We start from the raw sequence: 20,066 nt of genomic DNA on the forward strand, positions 1-20,066 counted from the left end.
ATGAGATGCCATCATCACTTTGGAAGCAATCGCTGCGGCGTTTGCTCAGAAATAAATTAGCAATTATCGGTTGTGTAGTTGTTGTTATTATGTTCATGGCTTGCTTCATTGGCCCGTTATTTTCACCTTATACGAATGGCAAAATTAATATGGCGATGATGAATAAAGCGCCTAACTTGCACCATTGGTTAGGGACCGATTCATTAGGACGAGATGTTATGACGCGTGTCCTGCAGGCGGGGCGTATCTCTTTGACTGTTGGCCTTGCCTCTATGGTGCTTTCTGTTGTCATTGGTTCATTGCTCGGAGCGATTGCAGGTTACTACAGAGGAATTGTAGATCAAATTATTATGCGCATTGCGGATTTGCTGTTGACGATTCCAAGTTTGCCGCTCTTGTTCATCTTTGGGGCACTTTTGTCGGAGTGGAAAGTGCCGACGGGGTACCGGATGTACATCGTTATGCTAATGCTTAGCTTTGTCGGTTGGCCTGGCTTGGCCCGCATGGTAAGGGGCCAATTGCTGAGCTTGCGGGAGCGGGAGTTCATGCAGGCTACCGTTGTACTCGGTTTGCGCGATCGTCGTAAATTGTTTAATCATTTGCTGCCGAATTTAGTCCCGCTGCTCATTGTTATTGCGACATTGAACATTGGCGGGGCCATATTGAGTGAATCGGTACTGAGCTTCTTCGGACTTGGTGTCATGCCGCCAACGCCAACCTGGGGAAATATGATCGATGCGGCTAACAATATGATTGATTTTCAGGAGCGGCCATGGCTGTGGATACCGCCTGGATTTTCGATTTTTATAACAGTCATAGCGATTAATATTTTTGGTGACGGGCTTCGCGATGTGCTCGATCCGAAACAGAAGAGGTAGGTGAGACACATCCAATGAGAGATCTACTAGAGATAGAGCACCTGCGAACGTATTTTAAAACGGAAGACGGCGTCGTTAAAGCTGTTGATGATGTGGGACTTCACGTTCGACAAGGAGAAACCGTATGCATCGTTGGCGAATCCGGCAGCGGCAAGAGTATTACAGCAATGTCGATTATGGGGCTAATCGAAGGACCTGCTGGCAAAGTAAATAGTGGGCATATATGGTTTGATGGCCAAGATTTGTTGTCCTTTAACAAGAATGAGCTTCGCGCCGTCCGCGGGAATGAGATAGCGATGATATTTCAAGAGCCGATGTCTTCGCTCAATCCCGTTTTGACCATTGGACAGCAGCTTATAGAACCTCTTATTGAGCATCAGAAAATGAATAAGAAGCTAGCAAAGAAGCGGGCTATTGAGTTGATTGGCGAGGTTGGCATTTCCAGAGCGGAACAAATTTTCACGTCGTACTCGCATGAATTGAGCGGAGGGATGCTGCAACGGATTATGATTGCGATTGCCATTTCTTGCAGGCCCAAGCTGCTTATTGCAGATGAGCCGACGACAGCGCTAGATGTGACGATTCAAGCGCAAATTCTTGACTTGCTGCGAAAGTTTAAAGCGGATTCGCAGATGTCTATTCTGTTAATTACGCACGATCTCGGCGTAGTAGCTGAGATGGCGGATTACGTAGTTGTGATGTACGCGGGTAAAGTTGTTGAAGAGGGGGAGGTTGTGGAGCTTTTTCAGAATCCGCAGCACCCTTATACACGCGGTCTGTTGAAATCCAAGCCAGTCATTAATCAGCGTCAGGATGAGCTGTACTCGATTCCTGGTCAAGTTCCTAATCCGCTAGAATTGAAGGAATCTTGTTATTTCCATGACCGTTGCGAACACTGCATGGCCATCTGCCGGACCCAAGAGCCGGTGCTAAAAAACGTGGCGAATGGGCAGAAAGTCGCCTGCTGGCTCTATGAGGAGGCGGTTATTCATGTCTGACGCGCTTTTGGACGTTCAAAATTTAAAAAAGTATTTTCCGATAAAAAGCGGGTTGTTAAACCGCACGGTTGGGCAAGTAAAAGCCGTTGATGGCATCAGCTTCACCATTCAGCCGGGTGAAACCTTCGGCCTTGTCGGTGAGTCCGGAAGCGGTAAAAGCACAGTGGGACGCACGGTCATTCGTCTGACGGAGAAAACGGCTGGAGAAGTGAAGTTCAAGGGTGTTGATTTGTACCAGCTGCCGAATGAAGAGCTGCGGAAGATGCGTCCCAAGATGCAGTTGATCTTTCAAGATCCATACAGCTCGTTAAATCCCCGTGTTCGTGTAGGGGATGCTATAGGCGAAGCGCTGATCGATCACGGTCTCTTTCCAGCGAAAGAAGTAAGGGAACGCGTGCTTGATGTGTTGAATGCATGTGGCCTGTCGAGCTATCACATTGACCGCTTTCCGCATGAGTTCTCCGGGGGGCAAAGACAACGGATTGGAATCGCCCGCGCGCTTGTGTTGAATCCTGATCTTATTATTGCCGACGAGCCTGTTTCAGCATTGGATGTTTCCATTCAAGCACAGATCATTAACTTGTTCCGCAAGATGCAGGAAACACGAAATCTATCTTATCTGTTTATTTCCCATGATTTGAGTGTAGTTGAACACTTATGCAATCGAATTGGCGTTATGTACCTAGGTTCAATGGTAGAAACAGCCTCTAGGAATGAATTGTTTCAGAATCCGTTGCACCCGTATACCAAAGCTTTGCTGTCGGCGGTTCCGATTCCTATACCCAAAATCAAAAGAGAGCGAATTGTGCTCAAGGGAGATATCCCAAGCCCAGCAAACCCGCCTTCCGGTTGCAAGTTTCATACGAGATGTCCATTAGCGGTCGCCGCATGTAAGGAACTTGTACCTGAGTTTCGCGAGGTAGGGGGCAATCATTTCGTTGCCTGTCATTTGGTATAATCAATTAACTAAGAGGTTAACGGGGAGGAAGCAGTATGCTGGGCGTTAAATTACCTCAGCCTTACGGACTGAGGCTAGAAATGATTCGCGCCAAAGGCTTTACGGACGCTGAGACGATAGAGCTTTTAAAGAGGAATAATGAAACCGAATTACTGGCTGCTATTCATTCAGAGATCAATTGGGAAGGTTTCATTGCCTATAATCATGAACATGGAGAACTTCTAAAGGCGGCAGTCTTAGATGGTTATCAATTTAGTTTTATAACGATTGGCGGCATCAAAAATTTACTCTCAATCAAGTTTAACAAGCATGAGGGTGCGGATTATGAAATTCAAGGATCTTTCATCACAAAATTAAAACTAAGTGAAGCGGACTTTCTACGAATCAGATTGCTTGTTCCGAAGCATTGGAAACTCATAGTTAGTTCTATTCATGGGGCAACAACTGCGGAATTTGTTGAAGTCGGCATAGAACTTGAAAAAGCATAATAGCTAAAACCGTATGCGCACACTGAAAAGTGTGAGGCATACGGTTTTTCCTTTTTCAATAAAGTGTCGCATTATTATACTTTTTTTGTCCTGAAGTTAGACTAAAAATATATGATTTCCTGTGCTAAAGTAATGGCAGATGTCTGTATTTCATATATTGTAGGTAGTCTGTTCAATAGAAGAGAGGGAAAGCTGTGAGCACAAAGTTAAAGATTGGGATTATCGGTAGCGGCGGGATCGCTGGAGCTCATGTACAGGCATACCGAGAGTTAAGCGAGGTTGAAATTGTTGCTGTGGCGGATACAATCCCCGGGAAAGCAGCTCAATTCACCGATCATTGGGATTTGGCAGAAACGAAAGCGTTTGATGACTACAAAAGGTTGCTTGAACTGGACCTTGATGCCGTTAGTATTTGTACCCCGAACGTTGCTCATTACCAGACAACGGTTGATTCACTCCGTGCAGGCAAGCATGTAATGTTGGAAAAACCTATGTCCGTGACGCTAGAGGAAGCGGTAGAAATGGCGCAAACAGCTGCTCAGACCGGCTTTATGCTCAATGTCGGGTTTCAACCAAGATATGACCCGAATATGAAGCTTATTCAAGATTTGGTCCAATCTGGAGAGTTGGGGAACGTATATTACGTTGAAACAGGAGGCGGACGCCGCAGGGGAATGCCAGGCGGCACGTTTATCCGTAAATCAATTGCCGGAGCAGGAGCTATTGCCGATATCGGGTGTTATTCACTGGATATGGCACTGAATGCGATGGGGTATCCAAAACCACTTACCGTATCCGCTTACAGCAGCAACCACTTCGGTACGAATGCTAGATTTCATAAGGAAGCAAGCCATTTTGATGTTGAAGATTTCGGCGTCGCTATGATTCGATTCGAAGGAGATTTGGTACTGAATTTCAAAATATCCTGGGCGATGCATATGGATACACTAGGTCCAACGCTCTTCCTGGGCACTGAGGCTGGACTCAAAGTAACACCAGCGGGTAAAGGGCCATGGAGCGGTGTGTACGATGGGAAAGTTGGTTCTGTCACGATGTTTCATGATGTTCGAGGTCACCATACGGAAAGTAGTATTCCACTCATTGAACACAGCAAGAACTTGTTTCATGAAAAAGTGCGCGATTTCGTAGAGGCCGTGCAGCAAGGGAAGCCCGCTCCGATTCCAGGGGAACTCATCGTAAGAAATCAAGCAATTATAGACGGCATCCTTCGCTCGTCACAATTGAAGCGTGAAGTTGAAATAAGCTTATAAATCAACATACTGGAGGAATAAACATGTCTCATAGCTATAATATTGGTATTATCGGTTGTGGCGGTATTGCTAACGGAAAGCACATGCCAAGTTTGAAAAAGCTAGACAATGTGAAGATGGTTGCTTTTTGTGACATCGTGAAAGAAAAAGCGGTTGAAGCTGCGAAAGCTTATGGGGCTGAGGATGCAAAGGTTTATACCGATTATCATGAGCTTTTAGAAGATGAATCTATCGATATCATTCATGTGCTTACGCCAAACGATTCACATGCTGTCATTGCGATTGCGGCACTTGAAGCAGGTAAACATGTTATGTGTGAAAAGCCGATGGCAAAGACAGCAGCTGATGCCAAACTTATGGCTGAAGCAGCAGCGCGTACAGGGAAAAAGCTGACAATCGGTTACAACAATCGCTTTCGCGCTGACAGCCAACATTTGAAGCAACTATGTGCAGAGGGCGAGCTAGGCGATATTTATTTTGCGAAAGCGCATGCTATTCGCCGCCGTGCTGTTCCTACTTGGGGCGTATTTCTAGATGAAGAAAAGCAAGGAGGCGGTCCCCTAATTGATATTGGTACACATGCATTAGACTTGACGCTTTGGATGATGAACAATTACAAGCCGAAGGTTGTATTGGGGACTGCTTACCATGAGTTGTCCAAACGTGAAAATGCGGCAAATGCTTGGGGGCCTTGGGATCCAAGCCAATTTACAGTGGAGGATTCCGCTTTCGGTATGATTGTCATGGAGAACGGCGCGACAATTATTCTTGAATCGAGTTGGGCACTGAATACACTTGAAGTCGATGAAGCTAAATGCACCTTGTGCGGTACCGAAGGTGGCGCTGATATGAAAGAGGGACTCCGAATTAATGGGGAGAAAAATAGCCGCCTGTTCACAACCAATGTAGAATTGAAGGCAGGTGGCGTCGCTTTTTATGATGGTGCTACGGATAGTGCTCCCGACGCAGAAATGAGACAGTGGATTCAGGCGATTGAGAACAATATGGATCCTGTCGTAACGCCAGAACAAGCGTATGTTGTTTCGTTAATATTAGAAGCTATCTACGAATCAGCACGAACTGGGAAAGCAGTTTACTTGTAGGAGGGGCCAATGGCCTCTCTTTTTACATTGACGAAAGACTTAGTGACCAGATTGCCTTGGTATCATAAATGAGATTGATCAAGAGGGCATAATGCACTATCATACCCAAAGAGCCCCTCTCCTCGATTCATAATGCATCGTCACTCCCTATGGGTGTTATCCCATCGACTCAGAAAATGAATACGTAGAGTTTAATTTCTCGTGCACCTTTTTAAGACAAACTTCTGTAATCTCGGTTTCAGTAGCAGCGAGTGCAAGCATATGCATAGAATTAGAATTAGAAGCAGAAGTAGAAGTAGAAGTAGAAGTAGAAGTAGAAGTAGAAGCAGAAGCAGAAGTAGAAGTAGAAGTAGAAGTAGAAGTAGAAGTAGAAGTAGAAGTAGAAGTAGAAGCAGAAGCAGAAGTAGAAGTAGAAGTAGAAGTAGAAGCAGAAGTAGAAGCAGAAGTAGAAGCTAGATGATTTATTAAGCGGCAGTTTGAACTGCTTGAGAGCAATTTAAAGTAGGGTTCGAAAAGCATAGATGAGATAAATGAGAGAAGATTGGCGTGTTTTTGATCGAAAGATTGAATCGATAGCAGAACTCAGCTAGATAGGTTTGCAGATGTGCCGCACCGATACCATGGAAGGTTTCATTGAGCCAGCTGCTGGCTTTGGAGGCAAAGGTCATAAGTGGACGAGTACGTTTAGGGCTGTAAAGACCAGTGACAGTTTCAATATGTTTCGATGGTGATTGGATATGTGTATTGTTGAAGGAAATGAGTTCAGAACGGGGAATATGCCGTTCTCTGGGATGATTTGGTGTGATGAATTTTAATTTTAAATAGGTGGATTCTCCTCTTTCATTGAGGGAAGAACCTACAAGCAGAAGGTGCTCTTTTGGGTGTTTGTGAGTAGATGGATTAAAAGGGCGCCCGTAAACGGCCGAATTAATTCGGATTGAACCGGATAGGGGTGTTTTTTGATCTGCTTTTTGTATCGTTAAGCGGATTTTATGCAAAATTAACCATGCCGTTTTATAGGTAACTTGAATAAGTTTAGATAGCTCGACGGCATTAATACTTTTATCCGTACGAGAAATGAGAAAAAGGGCTAGTAGCCACTTATGCAGCTCCGTTCTACTGCCTTCCATCAGAGTGCCGGCGGTTAGAGATGTTTGGTGACGGCAATGAGAACATTCATATAAAGGTAACCTGCGAGTATTTGTTACGTAGGCTTGCCGGTGTTGGCAGCGTGGGCATATGAATCCATCAGGCCATTTAGATTGAAATATATAATCGATGCATGCCTCCTCAGTGGAGTAAGCCATTTGAAATTGTTCCAAAGACATAGTTGCGATAATCAAGGCATCTCCTCCATCTCAATTAAACGAACATTAGTTCCTTCCATTATATCGAACATACGATCTTATTTCAAGCGTGAAAAAACCTTTAATGTGGTATTATCTGAAACTTTTAAAATCTTATCTGAGCCTATGGGATAGTGTGCATAGAGGCGAATATATAAGGGGCTAGCTTGAGAGATTTTGAAGGGAGGCTTCCATTAGTAGAACACCTATCTGAGTCATGGGTATAGTGCGTAAAGTGGGGAGTGTTCTGAAAGAAATAAACAGGCGTTTTCTGAGCTAAAGGGCCAGTAGTCAGATAAGTTGAGTGATCAAAAGGGTTTTTCTATCCAAGAACCACCCCTTGCTGGAAGGGGTGGTTCTTGGTCTGGGATTTATTTTTATACGCGTCGGCCAGTAATATAATGGCTTGTCCAATAGGCATTATTGAAATTTGAAACGACTACACCTTGATTCGGTAAATTGTTTATGAATTGACCATTGCCCATATAGATACCGACGTGGTTGATTTGACCGGGTGTACTTACACTGAAGAATACTAAGTCACCAGGTTGGAGTTGGTCTCTTGGAATAGCAGTACCAACTTGTGCTTGTGCTTTTGATCCCCAAGGAATGCTTATTCCATTAAGTTGAAATATGTATTGCGTGAATGAAGAGCAATCTAGAAGGAGTCGTTGCTGATCTCTGGTACCAAAGACGTATTTTACTTTACCTTGAAATGACTGTGCGGTACTTATAATTTTACTCGCCGAGGAAGCGCTATGTGCAGGTTGCGGAGTCGGCGCTGGCGAAGGTGATGAATTTTTTTCATGTACGGTTACATAAGAGCGAGAAACATAACCCTGTTTACCGTTGTAGTCAACTAATACCCAGTAATTATTGGCAGCTTCAACAGGAAGAACAGTTCCTGCTTTAACGAATCCCCAGACAGGAGCGCTTGTGCTTTGGTCGGCCCGGAAGTTGACCCCTTTGTTCACAGTAGCGGTTGCTACGGGTGAAGCAAAAGCGGTTGTAGAAAATCCAGCGAACATCGATAGAGCTAAACTTAAAGATACGATAGTCGATTTTCCAAGGTGGTTCTTCTTTTTCAATTGCATAGTTGATTTCCTCCTTATGGATCGCAGTAATAGGTTGGTACCTGTTTTTACTTTAACACAGGTGGAATGACCTAATATTTACCGCTAGAGGGGGAAAGCTATACACAGTTTGAAAAAGAGGAGATTATTAGAATTTCATTAGAAATGAATGAGAAATAATTCCTTGACAGGTAAATTAAAAACTGATTGGCATAAAAAGCATTTTCAACGAAAAGGGGCAGTCCTTAAATTTACTTGGTAATTAAATAGAAAGCCCCTGTGCAGCAAATGCTGTAGGCTAGGACTTTAAGGTCGTATGTTCACACGCGTGTGGAGGGGGACGATTGCAGCCAGTTCAAGTACATCGTCATTATACATGCGAATGCAACCATGCGACGTTCGTCTCCCGACGGAAGACGGATTATTGGTGCCATGAATGCCATAATGAGGCTTACTCAGCCCCATCCAAAATGCACCGTAAGGGCCTCCTGGATTGGATTGTTTATTTACAATGTAAAATTGACCGAGCGGTGTTTGCGTTACCATCTTCCCAATACCTACGGGGAAACCACGGGTAACTCGATCTCCATCCAGGAGATATAACTGGAAATCGGATAGATCCACGATAATGCGGTATTTTGGCATAGGGTTATCACCTCAATGTATATTATGTTCATTTGGTAAAAGGAGCAGGGCACTTATCAGGACTGCTGGCTCCCAAATCGCCATTTAAAAGGATCGATGCGCTTCGTAGTTTCTGGACTTGGAGCACCCGAACGATGAAAAGCAAGCTAGTTCCTTTCTGCGCTTCAGCTGAAGGGCTGTTTGCATGCCAGTAAGCATTTTTTCTTGACACGTATTAAAAAGGCAGTTTATAATGAAAACAGAAAGTATGTAACCGGTTACACATTATTTTTTACATGAAGTAATTTGGTTCATATTTCCTTTTAAAACATTGACAATCATAGAGATAAAAGAAAATATCGGATATGTGTAACCGTTACCCTACTTACCTGATTATGGGGGTGTTTAGTTGGTTGCTCGCATCACTAGGAGTGGGAAGTACAAGTGGCAACGATAAGAGATGTCGCGAAATTGGCTGGGGTTTCGGTAGCAACAATCTCTCGTTTTTTGAACAAAAATGGGTATGTTAACGAAGATACCAAGCTAAAAGTGGAGCAAGCGATTAAGACGCTTCAGTATGAGCCTAACGCCATAGCGAGAGGCCTCGCGGGAAGGAAGACGGGAACGATCGCCCTTATTTTTCCCGATATTACAAATCCATTTTTCGCTGAACTAGCCAGAGCTGTTGAAGATGTAGCACGGATGTATGGGTACACGGTAATATTGTGCAACTCGGACAATCAAGCGGACAAAGAGCAAACGTATATTAAGGTGCTGAAGCAGCGTTATGTGGATGGCATTCTATTCGCCTCCTATAATCTTCGTTCTGATGATGTGGAAGCGTTGAAGAATGAAAAAATTCCGCTTGTCATGCTCGATAGAGCGCCGCGAGATGCTTCCTGCTCCGTGGTTAGCTCCAAACATCTAGAAGGAGCCCAGATGGCTGTGCAGCATCTGATGGATGTGGGCTGTAAGAAGATTGCTCACATTTATGGACCACAAGAAACCGTAACGGGAAGAGAGCGGTTGATCGGATACGAACAATCGGTCAAGCATCTTCCATGGTATTCGCCAAGTTTAGTTGAGCCTGGTTACTTCCGCGTTGATGGCGGGATGGCAGCTGTTGAGAACTTGATGCAGCGTCATCCGGATATCGATGGTATCTTTGCAGGCAACGACACCATGGCGCTAGGTGCGCTTAAGAAACTCCAGCGCATGGGGCTACACGTGCCAGATCAAGTGGCCCTTTGCGGATTTGACGGCATTGATTTGACGCTTATCGTTGAACCGGAAATTACGACCGTGTCACAGCCGATTTATGACATGGGCATGCTCTCGACGCGACTTTTGATTAAAAAGATCGAAGGCGATATTAAAGAGGAGCAAACCCATCTGTTCGATGTGAAGCTCATTACTCGAGGATCGACAGAAAGGAAAAGAAACGATGAATAAACCCCGTATTGTGGTCATCGGGAGCTTAAATATGGACATTGTTGTGGAAACGTCCCGATTTCCACGTGTTGGGGAAACACTAACAGGCGAGCATGTCCACTTTATACCAGGAGGTAAAGGTGCGAATCAGGCTGTAGCGGCTGCACGGTTGGGCGCCCAGACGACTATGATCGGCTCTGTTGGAGACGATATGTTCGGACAATCGCTCATCCAATCGCTTCAAAAGGATGGTATTTCCACAGATCATGTCAAGCGGATTACGGGAACGCCGACTGGCATTGCCTCCATTATGCTGGCAGAGTCTGACAACCAGATCGTAGTTATACCTGGTGCGAACGCATCCTGTTTGCCAGAACACATTCAAGCTTTGGAGCAAATCATCAACGAGCAGGATGTCGTACTCGTGCAATTGGAAATCCCGCTCGAAACAGCGACGGCTGCGTGTGAAATAGCAAAGAAGTTAGGTAAGATGGTCATCTTGAATCCAGCGCCTGCCCGCAAGCTATCGGCTTCGCTGCTCAACAGTGTCGATTACATCACGCCGAATCGTCTTGAGCTGGCAACGCTTACTGGGATTGATGCTTCGGGTGATAACCTGCAAACAGCGATGGAAGCTTTGCTCGGTATGGGACCGCGTTGCGTTGTGACTACACTCGGCGAGGAAGGCTCCGCTTTTCTGCGCAAAGATGACACGCTTGGAAAAGTTCCAGCTTATCGTGTTGCTGTCGTTGATACAACGGGAGCAGGCGACGCTTACAATGGTGGACTTGCTTATTCGCTGGCTCTGGGCAGCGGGCTAACAGAAGCCGTAGCGTTTGCCTGCAAGGTGTCTGCCTTGTCGGTAATGAAACTTGGCGCTCAGGCGGGCATGCCGACTAAACAAGATTTGGAAGCGTTCTCTTGAAATTAGTTTTGAAGAATAAATTAGATCATCCTGAGGGGGAACTATTCAATGAGAAAAAGATTAGGAATCACTGCTTTATTGCTGCTGTCTGTACTGGTGTTTTTAGCAGGGTGTGGTGCCAAAACAAGCACGGAAGCTCCGAAACCTAGCGATGCAGGTAAAGCTGCGGCAGGCAAAAAAATCAATGCTGTGTATTTCGTCAATGGCACGCTTGGTGACAAAGGTTTTTTTGACTCCGCACAAAGAGGCGTGAAGCAAGCTGGTGAAACACTTGGCATGGATGTGAAGACCGTAGAAGGCGGTACGAACCAAGCTGATTGGCCTGCAGGGTTGGAATCTCTCGCTTCCAGCGGCAAATACGATGTTATCGTATTAGGTACGAGTCAAATGACAGATATCATTAAAGATGTGGCGAAACGTTATGAGAAGCAAAAATTTATTTTCTTTGATGAAGCCATTTCAGGACTTCCAAATGTATATTCTATGACGTATTCGCAAAATGAAGGTTCCTTTATGGCAGGCGCTTTTGCAGCGTTGGTTACAACAAGCACGGAGCTGAAAGGTGCTAATCCTGAAAAGGTGATCGGTTTTATTGGCGGCATGGACATTCCGATTATTAATGACTTTAAAGCTGGCTATGAGCAAGGTGCAAAATACGTGGATCCTGCAATAACGGTTGTCGCTTCGTATGTTGGTGATTTTGCAAACGCTCCCAAAGGAAAGGAATTAGGGCTTGCTCAATTTAATACGCAAAAGGTTGATATCGCTTTCAACGTTGCGGGCGGGGCGGGGCTCGGTATGCTGGAAGCCGCTAATTCACTAGGTAAATATTCAATCGGTGTAGACTCCAATCAAAATGCCCTATATCCAGGCAGCGTATTAACTTCTATGGTAAAAGCCATTGACAACTCGGTTCTTCGTGCATTGACTTTATTCAGCCAAGACAGACTAGGCTTCGGCAAAAACGAAGTGTTGGGTATTAAAGAAGCCGGCGTAGGTTTAGCGAAAGACGATCTATACAACAAACACGTGCCAAAAGCGATTCAAGATAAAATTATGGAAATTGAACAAAAGCTAAACAAAGGCGAAATCAAAGTACAATCAACTTTGAAATAAGCCGGTAACGAGGGGGAACGCAGCCATGGCTATTTTGCTGGAGATGAAAGACATCCATAAAACTTACCCCAATGGTACGAAGGCGAACCGCGGTGTAGATTTAACCGTGCATGAAGGGGAAATTCATGCGCTGGTCGGCGAGAACGGAGCCGGGAAGTCGACTCTCATGAAAATATTATTTGGTTTGGAGGCGCCGACGAGCGGTTCAATCCTCTACAAAGATCAGCCACTCCGGTTCCAAGGACCTAAAGATGCCATTAAACAGGGCATGGGGATGGTGCATCAGCACTTCATGCTTGTCCCCTCGCTCACGGTTTCGGAAAATATCGTGCTTGGTGAGGAGCCCGTCAAAGGGCTTTTCTCCCTCGTACGGGACCGGGCTAAGGAGTTTTCTGAGATTGAGAAGCTGATTGAAACCTTCAAGCTTAAGGTAGATCCTCAGGCAGCGGTCGAAACCATTTCTGTTGGGCAAAAGCAGCGCGTAGAAATTATCAAAGTGTTGTATCGCGGTGCTCGTCTTATTATTTTGGATGAACCTACGGCAGTGTTGACGCCACAGGAAACGGACGAATTGTTTGAATCGATTCAAACCTTGGTGAGGCAGGGGTATACGATTATTTTCATTACCCATAAATTGCGCGAGGTGATGGAAATATCGAACCGGGTTACGGTGCTTCGGGCAGGTAAAACGATAGCCACATTGATGACCAAGGAAACCAATCAAGAAGAAATTTCCCGTTTGATGGTTGGCCGAGACGTACTTTTTCGCGTGGAGAAAGAGATCGCAAAGCCAAAGGAAACTGTACTTTCCGTTGAAAACTTGAGTGCTGCAGACGATAAGGGCAGTGCAATGCTGAAGCAAGTCAGCTTCGAGATTCGCGCAGGAGAAGTGTTCGGCATCGCTGGTGTAGAAGGGAACGGACAGACAGAGCTTTTGGAAGCGATTACAGGCTTGCGTCAGACTTCGTCTGGAAGCGTGAAATACAAGGGTGACAATCTGCTCGATAAAAGTGTAGCTGATATCCGTGCTATGAAAATTGGTCATATTCCAGAGGATCGGCAAACGACGGGTGCATCTTTGACCTCCACGATTGCTGAAAACTTAATATTAGATGTAGGACGCAATCCCGAATACCGATGGGGACCCTTCTTAAACAAGAAAAAGATTCGCGATTTCTCTCGTAAAATGATGGAGGATTTCAATGTTCGTGGCGCACAGAGCGAAGAAACATTGGCAGGATCCTTGTCTGGTGGGAATTTGCAGAAGGTGATTATTGCGCGAGAGATTTCCAAAAATCCGAAGCTGCTCATCGCAGCGCAACCAACGCGGGGCGTTGATATTGGAGCGATCGAATTTATTCATCGGGAGATTATTAAGAAGCGCGATGAAGGCACGGCGGTGCTGCTCGTCTCTGCTGAGCTTTCGGAAGTCATGAGCTTAAGTGATCGAATTGGTGTTTTATACAACGGGAACTTGGTCGCTGTACTCGATAACAACGATGCGCTGAACGAGGAAGAAATCGGCTATTACATGCTGGGGATCAAGAGTCAGGAAAGGAAAGAGGCGCTCCAATGAATACAAGACAAGCTCTATATTTGGAAATCACAGGTATCATTGCCGCAGCCATCATGGCTATCCTTTGCGGATTCGTCGTCATTTTGTTCTCCAGTCATCAGCCGATGGAGGCGATCAGCTCTTTGCTCGGAGGCCCGTTATCAGGGGCATTTAACATCGGTACGATTTTGAATAAAGCAGTTCCGCTTATTTTCACAGGTTTGGCGTTGTCTGTCGTATTTCAAAGCGGTGTTTTCAGCATGGGAGCGGAAGGTCAGTTATATGTTGGTGCTTTCGTAGGTTCTCTTGTCGCTGTTTACGTACATGGGCTATCCGCATGGATTATGGTCCCCATGGTACTAATTAGCGCGATGATTGGCGGTGCTCTTTATGGTGCGATACCGGGTTGGCTCAAGACCCGCTGGAATGCTAACGAAATCGTGACTACGCTAATGATGAATTTCGTTGCAATTCTTACGACTTCTTATTTGGTTAACAACGTCTTCAAGGATCCGGCAAGCGGCGGTTATGCCCGTATGCATTATGTGGGTGATGGCGCTCGGTTGGGCAAAATATTCGCAGGGTTTCCCGCGCACTACGGTGTGATCGTTGCCCTCCTGACTGCTGTTGTTATTTACCTGTTTATGTACAAAACAAGATCTGGCTATGAGCTGCGTTTAGTTGGTAAAAACAGTCGGTTTGCCGATTATGGCGGTATTTCAACAAAACGTGTTGTTATTATGAGCGTCATGATCAGCGGCGCCCTAGCTGGGCTCGCTGGTATTGTTGAAATTCTCGGTGTTCATGGCACCTACAAGGATAATTTTTCATCCGGATTAGGCTTTGACGGAATCATTATTGCGCTGCTTGCAAGAAACCACCCGATAGGGGTTGTAGCAGTGAGTCTGTTTTATGCCTACCTTCAAGTGGGCGCCACGCAGATGCAAGTTGGCAGCGATATGCCGCGTGAGCTGGCGATTGTCATTCAAGTTATGTTGGTTCTATTCGTATCCTCGCAAGCTATCTTTACGTATTTGAAGCAAAAATTCGCGCTGCGTCAAAAGGCGGTGAAGTAAAATGTTACCAGCTCTCTGGGCACAAATCATCGACTTATCTCTGTTTGTCGTCTTGTTAAGATTTACAACACCGATTTTACTATCGGCTTTGGGCGGACTTATCGCTGATGTCGCCGGTGTTATCAACATCGGTCTGGAAGGCTTAATGCTAATTTCAGCCTTCAGTGCGATTGCCGTCGGTTCCGTTACGGACAGTTGGGTTCTCGGTTTGGTGGCAGGTGTAGCTTCTTCTATGCTCGTGTGCTATGGAATGGGCTTCTTCTCCCTCAAACTGAAAGTGGATATGATCATTACCGGCTTTGCCGTTAATATTTTTGGTTCTGGTGTGACGATATTTTTGATGAACAAAATTTTCGGAGTGACGGGGAACTATTCACCGACCTCGCTTTCAAACATCCCGGTAGTACGCATTCCTATTATCGAAAACGTACCTTATTTGAATAAACTGTTAAGCGGGCATAGTCTTATGACGTGGATCGCCTTCCTTTCTGTTCTGCTTTGTGTATTTATTCTTTATAAAACACCTTATGGCGTCCATCTCCGTTCGGTTGGCGAAGCCCCGCAGGCGGCTAAGTCGCTTGGCATTTCAGTGAATCGGATACAGTTTTCAGCGCTTGCATGGAGCGGGTTGTTTACGGGATTAGCAGGTGCCTACTTATCAATGGGTATGACGAGCATGTTTGTGAAAGACATGACAGCAGGTACCGGTTTTCTTGCACTGGCCGTTGTTCTGCTAGGGAATCGCAATCCGATCGGTATTTTGTTTGGATCGCTTATTTTCGGCTTGGCAAGTGCGATTGCTACTGTTGTACAGACGATTCCAGGCAGTAAGGTTCCAAGTCAGTTTATCCAAATGATTCCTTATCTCGTCACGATTGTTGCTCTCGTATTTTTTGCGGTTCGGAAGAAAAGAAAACTGAATGAAGCACTCAGAGCGCAGGCCGACGGACCAGTAAAAGCGGCAACGGCTTAAAAAAGGAGCGAATCATGGATACTACGACGAAGCGGAAAATAATCATCGACTGCGATCCAGGGCACGATGATGCTATTGCGATCTTGCTGGCAGGTGCCAATCCAAATGTGGAGGTAATCGCGATCACGACGGTCGCCGGTAACGCCGAGGTCGAGAAGACGACACTTAATGCGCTGAAAATTTGCGAGCTGGCCGGTATTACACAGATTCCCGTTGCCAAAGGTGCTGGACAGCCGCTTATTAGAGAACGGAGAACAGCGCCGGACATTCACGGTGAATCCGGTATGGATGGTCCTTTGCTTCCTTATCCGAGTAAAAAGGTGGAGAACGAGCACGCGGTTGATCTCCTCATTCACAAGCTTATGGCATCGGCAGGCGACATAACGTTAGTGCCTGTCGGACCGTTGACGAATATTGCGATGGCGATGCGCAAGGAGCCGGCAATTTTGCCTAAAATACAGGAAATTGTTATTATGGGCGGAGGTACTTTCGGCAATACAACGCCTGCGGCGGAGTTCAATATTTATGTCGATGCAGAAGCGGCTAAGGTTGTTTTCGAAAGCGGCGTCCCCATCACGATGATGGGCCTCGACTTAACGCATCAAGCGATCGTAACCGACGATATCCATGAACGGATTCTTGCTGTAGATAATCACATTGCCCAATTCGTTCACGAGCTATTGGAATTTTTCGCTCATACGTACAAAGAAGTATTCGGCTTCGCTGGCGCGCCAATTCACGATGCTTGCTGCGTCGCTTACTGTATCGATCCGACCGCATTCGGAACGAAGAAGCTGCGGGTAGATATTGAAACGAAAGGGGAGCACACGTATGGAATGACCGTCATTGACCTGCTTGGGGTCACAGGCAGGGAACCCAACGTGAATGTTGCCTTCACACTCGATCAAGTGAAGTTCTGGGACATGCTCATCCAAACTTTGAAAAACTACACATAGAGGTGTTCATATTGCAAAATGTTCGCATGATCCTTGACGTCGATACAGGCATAGATGATTCAATGGCAATTCTGCTCGCCTTGAAAACGAAGCACATTAAAGTAGAAGGCATTACCACGGTATTCGGTAACACTGATGTTGCGCAAGCAACCCGGAACACGCTTCAGGTGATTGAAGTGTCTGGTGTTCCTTATGAAGTACCCGTCGCGATGGGAGCCGATCGTCCACTAGTCCGTGAATGGAGGGGCCCTGTCACGCACATTCACGGCAATAACGGTATCGGCAATTGCGAGCTGCCGATGCCTAAGGGCAAGCCCCTTGCGGAGAGCGCCGCCGAATTCATCGTCCGCATGGTCAACACGCACCCGAATGAGCTGACGCTTGTGTTCGTGGGACGGATGACGAACCTGGCGATCGCCCTCGCCCAAGATCCCTCTATCGCTTCCAAAGTGAAGCGGCTTGTCATTATGGGTGGAGCGGTAAAAGTACCCGGCAACGTTACTCCTGTAGCCGAGGCGAACATCTCAGGCGATGCGGAAGCCGCGCATCGCGTGTTCGAATCCGGCATCCCGATTACGCTCGTCGGTCTCGATGTCACCATGCAAACAATCATTGGCGAGACAGAGCGTCTTCAGCTAATGGCGTCACCCGTTCCTGGCAATGAAAAGGCGGCAGCCTTTATCGGCGAAGCCTTTAAGTTTTATTTCGAAGCGTATGAGAAGCAAAATGGCTTCTACGGCTCTCCGCTGCACGATCCGCTGGCCGTTGCGGTCGCAGCTTTTCCGGATTTGGTTGCGACGGAAGAGCATTACGTTCGAATTGAAACAAAAGGAACTATGTCTTACGGAGCTACATTGGTTGATTTCCGCAGAACAGTTCCCGTTACGAATGCATCTGTTGCTTTAGGCGTCGACAGTCCGCGGTTTCTTGACTATTTCATAAACACATTGAAGAGCTAACGAGGGGAGAAATACGTAATGAAACCGATTATTTTGGATGTGGATACTGGCATTGACGACGCACTCGCGATCAGTTATGCTGTTAATTCGCCTGAGCTTGAATTGCTAGGGCTGACGACTTGCTTTGGTAACGTGACCGTAGAAGAGGCAACACGGAATACACTGCTTGTTCTGGAGCATCTGGACAGCGCTGTTCCAGTCATTCCAGGTGCAACTAAACCGCTATTCGTAAGCCGTGTGAAGGCGAATGCGACCCATATTCATGGGGAAGACGGCATCGGCAATACGCTTACTAACCTACCTACGAGAAAGGCATTGTCGCAATATGCGCCGCAGTTTATTATCGATCAAGTGCGGAGTAAACCGCATCAGGTCACGATCATCACAGTAGCAGCTATGACCAATTTGGCGCTTGCTATTATGCAGGCCCCGGATATTGTTAATTTGGTCGACAATGTGATTGTTATGGGGGGAGCAGTGAAGCGCGCAGGAAACGTGACGCCGCATGCTGAAGCTAACATCTACGCCGACCCGGAAGCGGCGGACTATGTATTTGCTTCAGGGATTCCAATCACGCTCGTCGGTCTCGACGTGACGATGGAAACCCTGCTGCCCAAGAAAGATGTTCAAGCATGGCGCAGTAAAGGAACTGAGTTGGGCACGTTAATGGCGGATATGACGGAATTTTATATCGATGCGTATGAAGATTTTTACCCAGGCATCGGGGGCTGCGGCCTACATGACCCACTTGCCGTGGGCGTGGCCATTTGTCCGGATTTTGTTACGACTGAACCGCTTTATGTCAGGGTTGATTTGGACGGCTTTCATTCCTTGGGCAGAACGATTGGGGATTTGCGGAGCAAGCCGGCGCATGAACCCAACATGCAAGTATGTTTAAAGGTAGATACTGAACGTTTCCTGGAACATTTTCTCAGCAGAGTCGTTTAAATGGAAGCGGCTCGATTTATTCGTAAATTTTTTATATAATGGCATAATAACAAAAGCGTGACGGACTAGGACAGCCCGTTAGACGGAAGATCAATGAGCTGGCAGGGCTTTGTAACACCTGGTTCTCGACTATCTTTCGGTCTGGGCTCAGTCCGTTTTTTCTTTTTCCAGGGAGGCATCATGAAATACATTTTATTTGTGTTAGCCGGAGCTTGCAGCTTCGGGTTGTTATCAACGTTTGTAAAGAAAGCCTATGAATCGGGCTTCAACGTTGGCGAAGTCGTTGGCAGTCAAAATTTATTCGGTGTACTTATGTTATGGTTCTTAGTATTCGTAACCGCAAAATCGACTAAACAGGCATCAGCTTCAAGCTCGTTTAAGGTTACGCGGCGTCAAGTATTCTCGCTCATGGCGGTTGGGACAACAACAGGTTTAACAGGAATGCTGTATTATGCGGCACTTCAGTACATTTCAGCTTCATTTGCAATCATTCTACTGTTTCAATTTACTTGGATGGGCATCTTATTGGAAGCTATCCTCGAGCGTAAACGTCCTGGTAAGGACAAGCTTTTCTCGCTCGTTATTTTATTTATCGGGATTATTATGGCAAGCGGCTATATAGGGGGCGGACAGCAGGCTGTTTCGTGGATTGGGATTACGCTTGGTCTGTTATCTGCTGTTACATATGCGTTATTCATCTGGTTTAGCGGAAAAACAGCAAAAGATGTCGCACCGATCACACGCAGTGCGATCATGCTAACAGGCTCCTTTATATTGGTTATGTTAATTTTCCCGCCTCACTTTCTGGTGAACGGAGCTTTGCACCAAGAGTTGCTGCCGTGGGCGCTGCTGCTTGCGCTATTCGGCGTTGTCATTCCACCGTTATTTTACGCAATTGGCGTACCGAAAGTTGGAGGCGGTCTGGCTACGATTTTGAGCGCAGCTGAATTGCCTACTGCCGTTGTTATGTCATATGTTGTGTTGAATGAGGCCGTTAACTGGCTCCAATGGCTTGGCGTAGCAGTGACCATGTTCGGTATTGCCCTTCCTGAGTTGATGAAGCGAAAAAAAAAACAAGCTATTCTTAGCCGGGCGAATGCAAGCGCGTGATTGCTGGTAATTAATCAAGATGGATGCGAAATCGTAAAGATTTCGTGTTCATCTTTTTTTGTTCGTTTTGTTCGTATTTCTGTTTGTTTTTTTCGTGCTTTTTTTATTTTTCGTAATTGACTTTTTCACTCTTGGTGCGAAAGGCCATAGTGATAAATCATTCAATTTGAAAGCGTTCTCTAAAGTTTCGGCAGATACTGATTTTTATGTTGATAAATACGTAAAAGCGAGATATAGTTTATAACTAAATAAGGAAGGAGGATGCTCCTCTCAAAAAT

General features: G+C 46.0%; 19 protein-coding genes. 16 read left to right on the top strand and 3 right to left on the bottom strand.

The genetic code is table 11. The features are described 5' to 3' along the window. The first annotated feature begins 5 nt into the window (after window positions 1-5). The 6 genes from opp4C to GK047_RS03210 all read left to right on the top strand — a co-directional run bounded on the left by opp4C (window position 6) and on the right by GK047_RS03210 (window position 5,696). Window positions 6-878 carry an oligopeptide ABC transporter permease gene (gene opp4C / locus GK047_RS03185; RefSeq protein ID WP_163941018.1) on the top strand — a complete coding sequence of 291 codons (873 nt, stop codon included), beginning with the start codon at window positions 6-8 and terminating at the stop codon, window positions 876-878. Between the two features lie 14 nt (window positions 879-892). Then, window positions 893-1,876: an ABC transporter ATP-binding protein gene (locus GK047_RS03190; protein WP_163941021.1), complete on the top strand. Its 984-nt coding sequence runs from the start codon at window positions 893-895 to the stop codon at window positions 1,874-1,876. Next, window positions 1,869-2,834 carry an ABC transporter ATP-binding protein gene (locus GK047_RS03195; protein WP_163941024.1) on the top strand — a complete coding sequence of 322 codons (966 nt, stop codon included), beginning with the start codon at window positions 1,869-1,871 and terminating at the stop codon, window positions 2,832-2,834. The genes GK047_RS03190 and GK047_RS03195 overlap by 8 nt, the downstream gene beginning before the upstream one ends. 35 nt (window positions 2,835-2,869) lie before the next feature. Next, a complete protein-coding gene (locus tag GK047_RS03200; RefSeq protein WP_163941027.1) occupies window positions 2,870-3,322 on the top strand; it encodes a hypothetical protein in 453 nt (150 codons plus the stop codon). Window positions 3,323-3,516: 194 nt separating this feature from the next. After that, the gene (locus tag GK047_RS03205) at window positions 3,517-4,593 is read left to right on the top strand and encodes a Gfo/Idh/MocA family oxidoreductase (RefSeq protein ID WP_163941029.1); all 1,077 of its coding nucleotides are present in this window, start codon (window positions 3,517-3,519) and stop codon (window positions 4,591-4,593) included. Window positions 4,594-4,616: 23 nt separating this feature from the next. Next, the gene (locus tag GK047_RS03210) at window positions 4,617-5,696 is read left to right on the top strand and encodes a Gfo/Idh/MocA family protein (RefSeq protein ID WP_163941032.1); all 1,080 of its coding nucleotides are present in this window, start codon (window positions 4,617-4,619) and stop codon (window positions 5,694-5,696) included. A 464-nt stretch (window positions 5,697-6,160) separates the two neighbouring features. On the opposite strand, the gene GK047_RS03220 is transcribed toward GK047_RS03210, so the two are convergent. From GK047_RS03220 to GK047_RS03230, 3 genes are all read right to left on the bottom strand, one after another. Next, complete coding sequence (locus GK047_RS03220; protein WP_163941035.1) at window positions 6,161-7,039, bottom strand: transposase; 879 nt, start codon at window positions 7,037-7,039, stop codon at window positions 6,161-6,163. Window positions 7,040-7,419: 380 nt separating this feature from the next. Beyond that, window positions 7,420-8,136 (bottom strand): C40 family peptidase, encoded by a 717-nt coding sequence (locus tag GK047_RS03225; protein ID WP_163941038.1) that lies wholly within the window; start codon window positions 8,134-8,136, stop codon window positions 7,420-7,422. A gap of 285 nt (window positions 8,137-8,421) precedes the next feature. Continuing rightward, window positions 8,422-8,760: a L,D-transpeptidase gene (locus tag GK047_RS03230; protein WP_163941043.1), complete on the bottom strand. Its 339-nt coding sequence runs from the start codon at window positions 8,758-8,760 to the stop codon at window positions 8,422-8,424. A gap of 423 nt (window positions 8,761-9,183) precedes the next feature. On the opposite strand from GK047_RS03230, the gene GK047_RS03235 reads away from it, so the two are divergent. The 10 genes from GK047_RS03235 to GK047_RS03280 all read left to right on the top strand — a co-directional run bounded on the left by GK047_RS03235 (window position 9,184) and on the right by GK047_RS03280 (window position 19,788). Further along, the gene (locus GK047_RS03235) at window positions 9,184-10,191 is read left to right on the top strand and encodes a substrate-binding domain-containing protein (protein WP_163941046.1); all 1,008 of its coding nucleotides are present in this window, start codon (window positions 9,184-9,186) and stop codon (window positions 10,189-10,191) included. Next, window positions 10,184-11,095 carry a ribokinase gene (gene rbsK / locus GK047_RS03240; RefSeq protein ID WP_163941049.1) on the top strand — a complete coding sequence of 304 codons (912 nt, stop codon included), beginning with the start codon at window positions 10,184-10,186 and terminating at the stop codon, window positions 11,093-11,095. The genes GK047_RS03235 and rbsK overlap by 8 nt, the downstream gene beginning before the upstream one ends. Window positions 11,096-11,143: 48 nt before the next feature. Further along, the gene (locus tag GK047_RS03245) at window positions 11,144-12,211 is read left to right on the top strand and encodes a BMP family lipoprotein (protein ID WP_163941053.1); all 1,068 of its coding nucleotides are present in this window, start codon (window positions 11,144-11,146) and stop codon (window positions 12,209-12,211) included. 25 nt (window positions 12,212-12,236) lie between these two features. Next, window positions 12,237-13,787, top strand: a complete 1,551-nt coding sequence (locus tag GK047_RS03250; protein ID WP_163941056.1) for an ABC transporter ATP-binding protein — start codon at window positions 12,237-12,239, stop codon at window positions 13,785-13,787. Beyond that, window positions 13,784-14,842, top strand: a complete 1,059-nt coding sequence (locus GK047_RS03255) for an ABC transporter permease (protein WP_163941059.1) — start codon at window positions 13,784-13,786, stop codon at window positions 14,840-14,842. Before GK047_RS03250 ends, GK047_RS03255 begins: the two co-directional genes overlap by 4 nt. 1 nt (window position 14,843) lies before the next feature. After that, window positions 14,844-15,815, top strand: coding sequence for an ABC transporter permease (locus GK047_RS03260; RefSeq protein ID WP_163941062.1), 972 nt, complete (start codon window positions 14,844-14,846; stop codon window positions 15,813-15,815). Between the two features lie 14 nt (window positions 15,816-15,829). Next, entirely contained in the window at window positions 15,830-16,771 is a 942-nt protein-coding gene (locus GK047_RS03265; RefSeq protein ID WP_163941066.1) for a nucleoside hydrolase, read from the top strand. A 2-nt stretch (window positions 16,772-16,773) separates the two neighbouring features. Continuing rightward, window positions 16,774-17,730: a nucleoside hydrolase gene (locus tag GK047_RS03270; protein WP_481855922.1), complete on the top strand. Its 957-nt coding sequence runs from the start codon at window positions 16,774-16,776 to the stop codon at window positions 17,728-17,730. An 18-nt stretch (window positions 17,731-17,748) separates the two neighbouring features. Further along, window positions 17,749-18,678: a nucleoside hydrolase gene (locus tag GK047_RS03275; protein ID WP_163941073.1), complete on the top strand. Its 930-nt coding sequence runs from the start codon at window positions 17,749-17,751 to the stop codon at window positions 18,676-18,678. 180 nt (window positions 18,679-18,858) lie between these two features. Next, window positions 18,859-19,788: an EamA family transporter gene (locus GK047_RS03280; RefSeq protein WP_163941076.1), complete on the top strand. Its 930-nt coding sequence runs from the start codon at window positions 18,859-18,861 to the stop codon at window positions 19,786-19,788. Window positions 19,789-20,066 lie beyond the last annotated feature (278 nt).

The organism is Paenibacillus sp. SYP-B3998 (assembly GCF_010820665.1).
Lineage (GTDB): Bacteria > Bacillota > Bacilli > Paenibacillales > NBRC-103111 > Paenibacillus_E.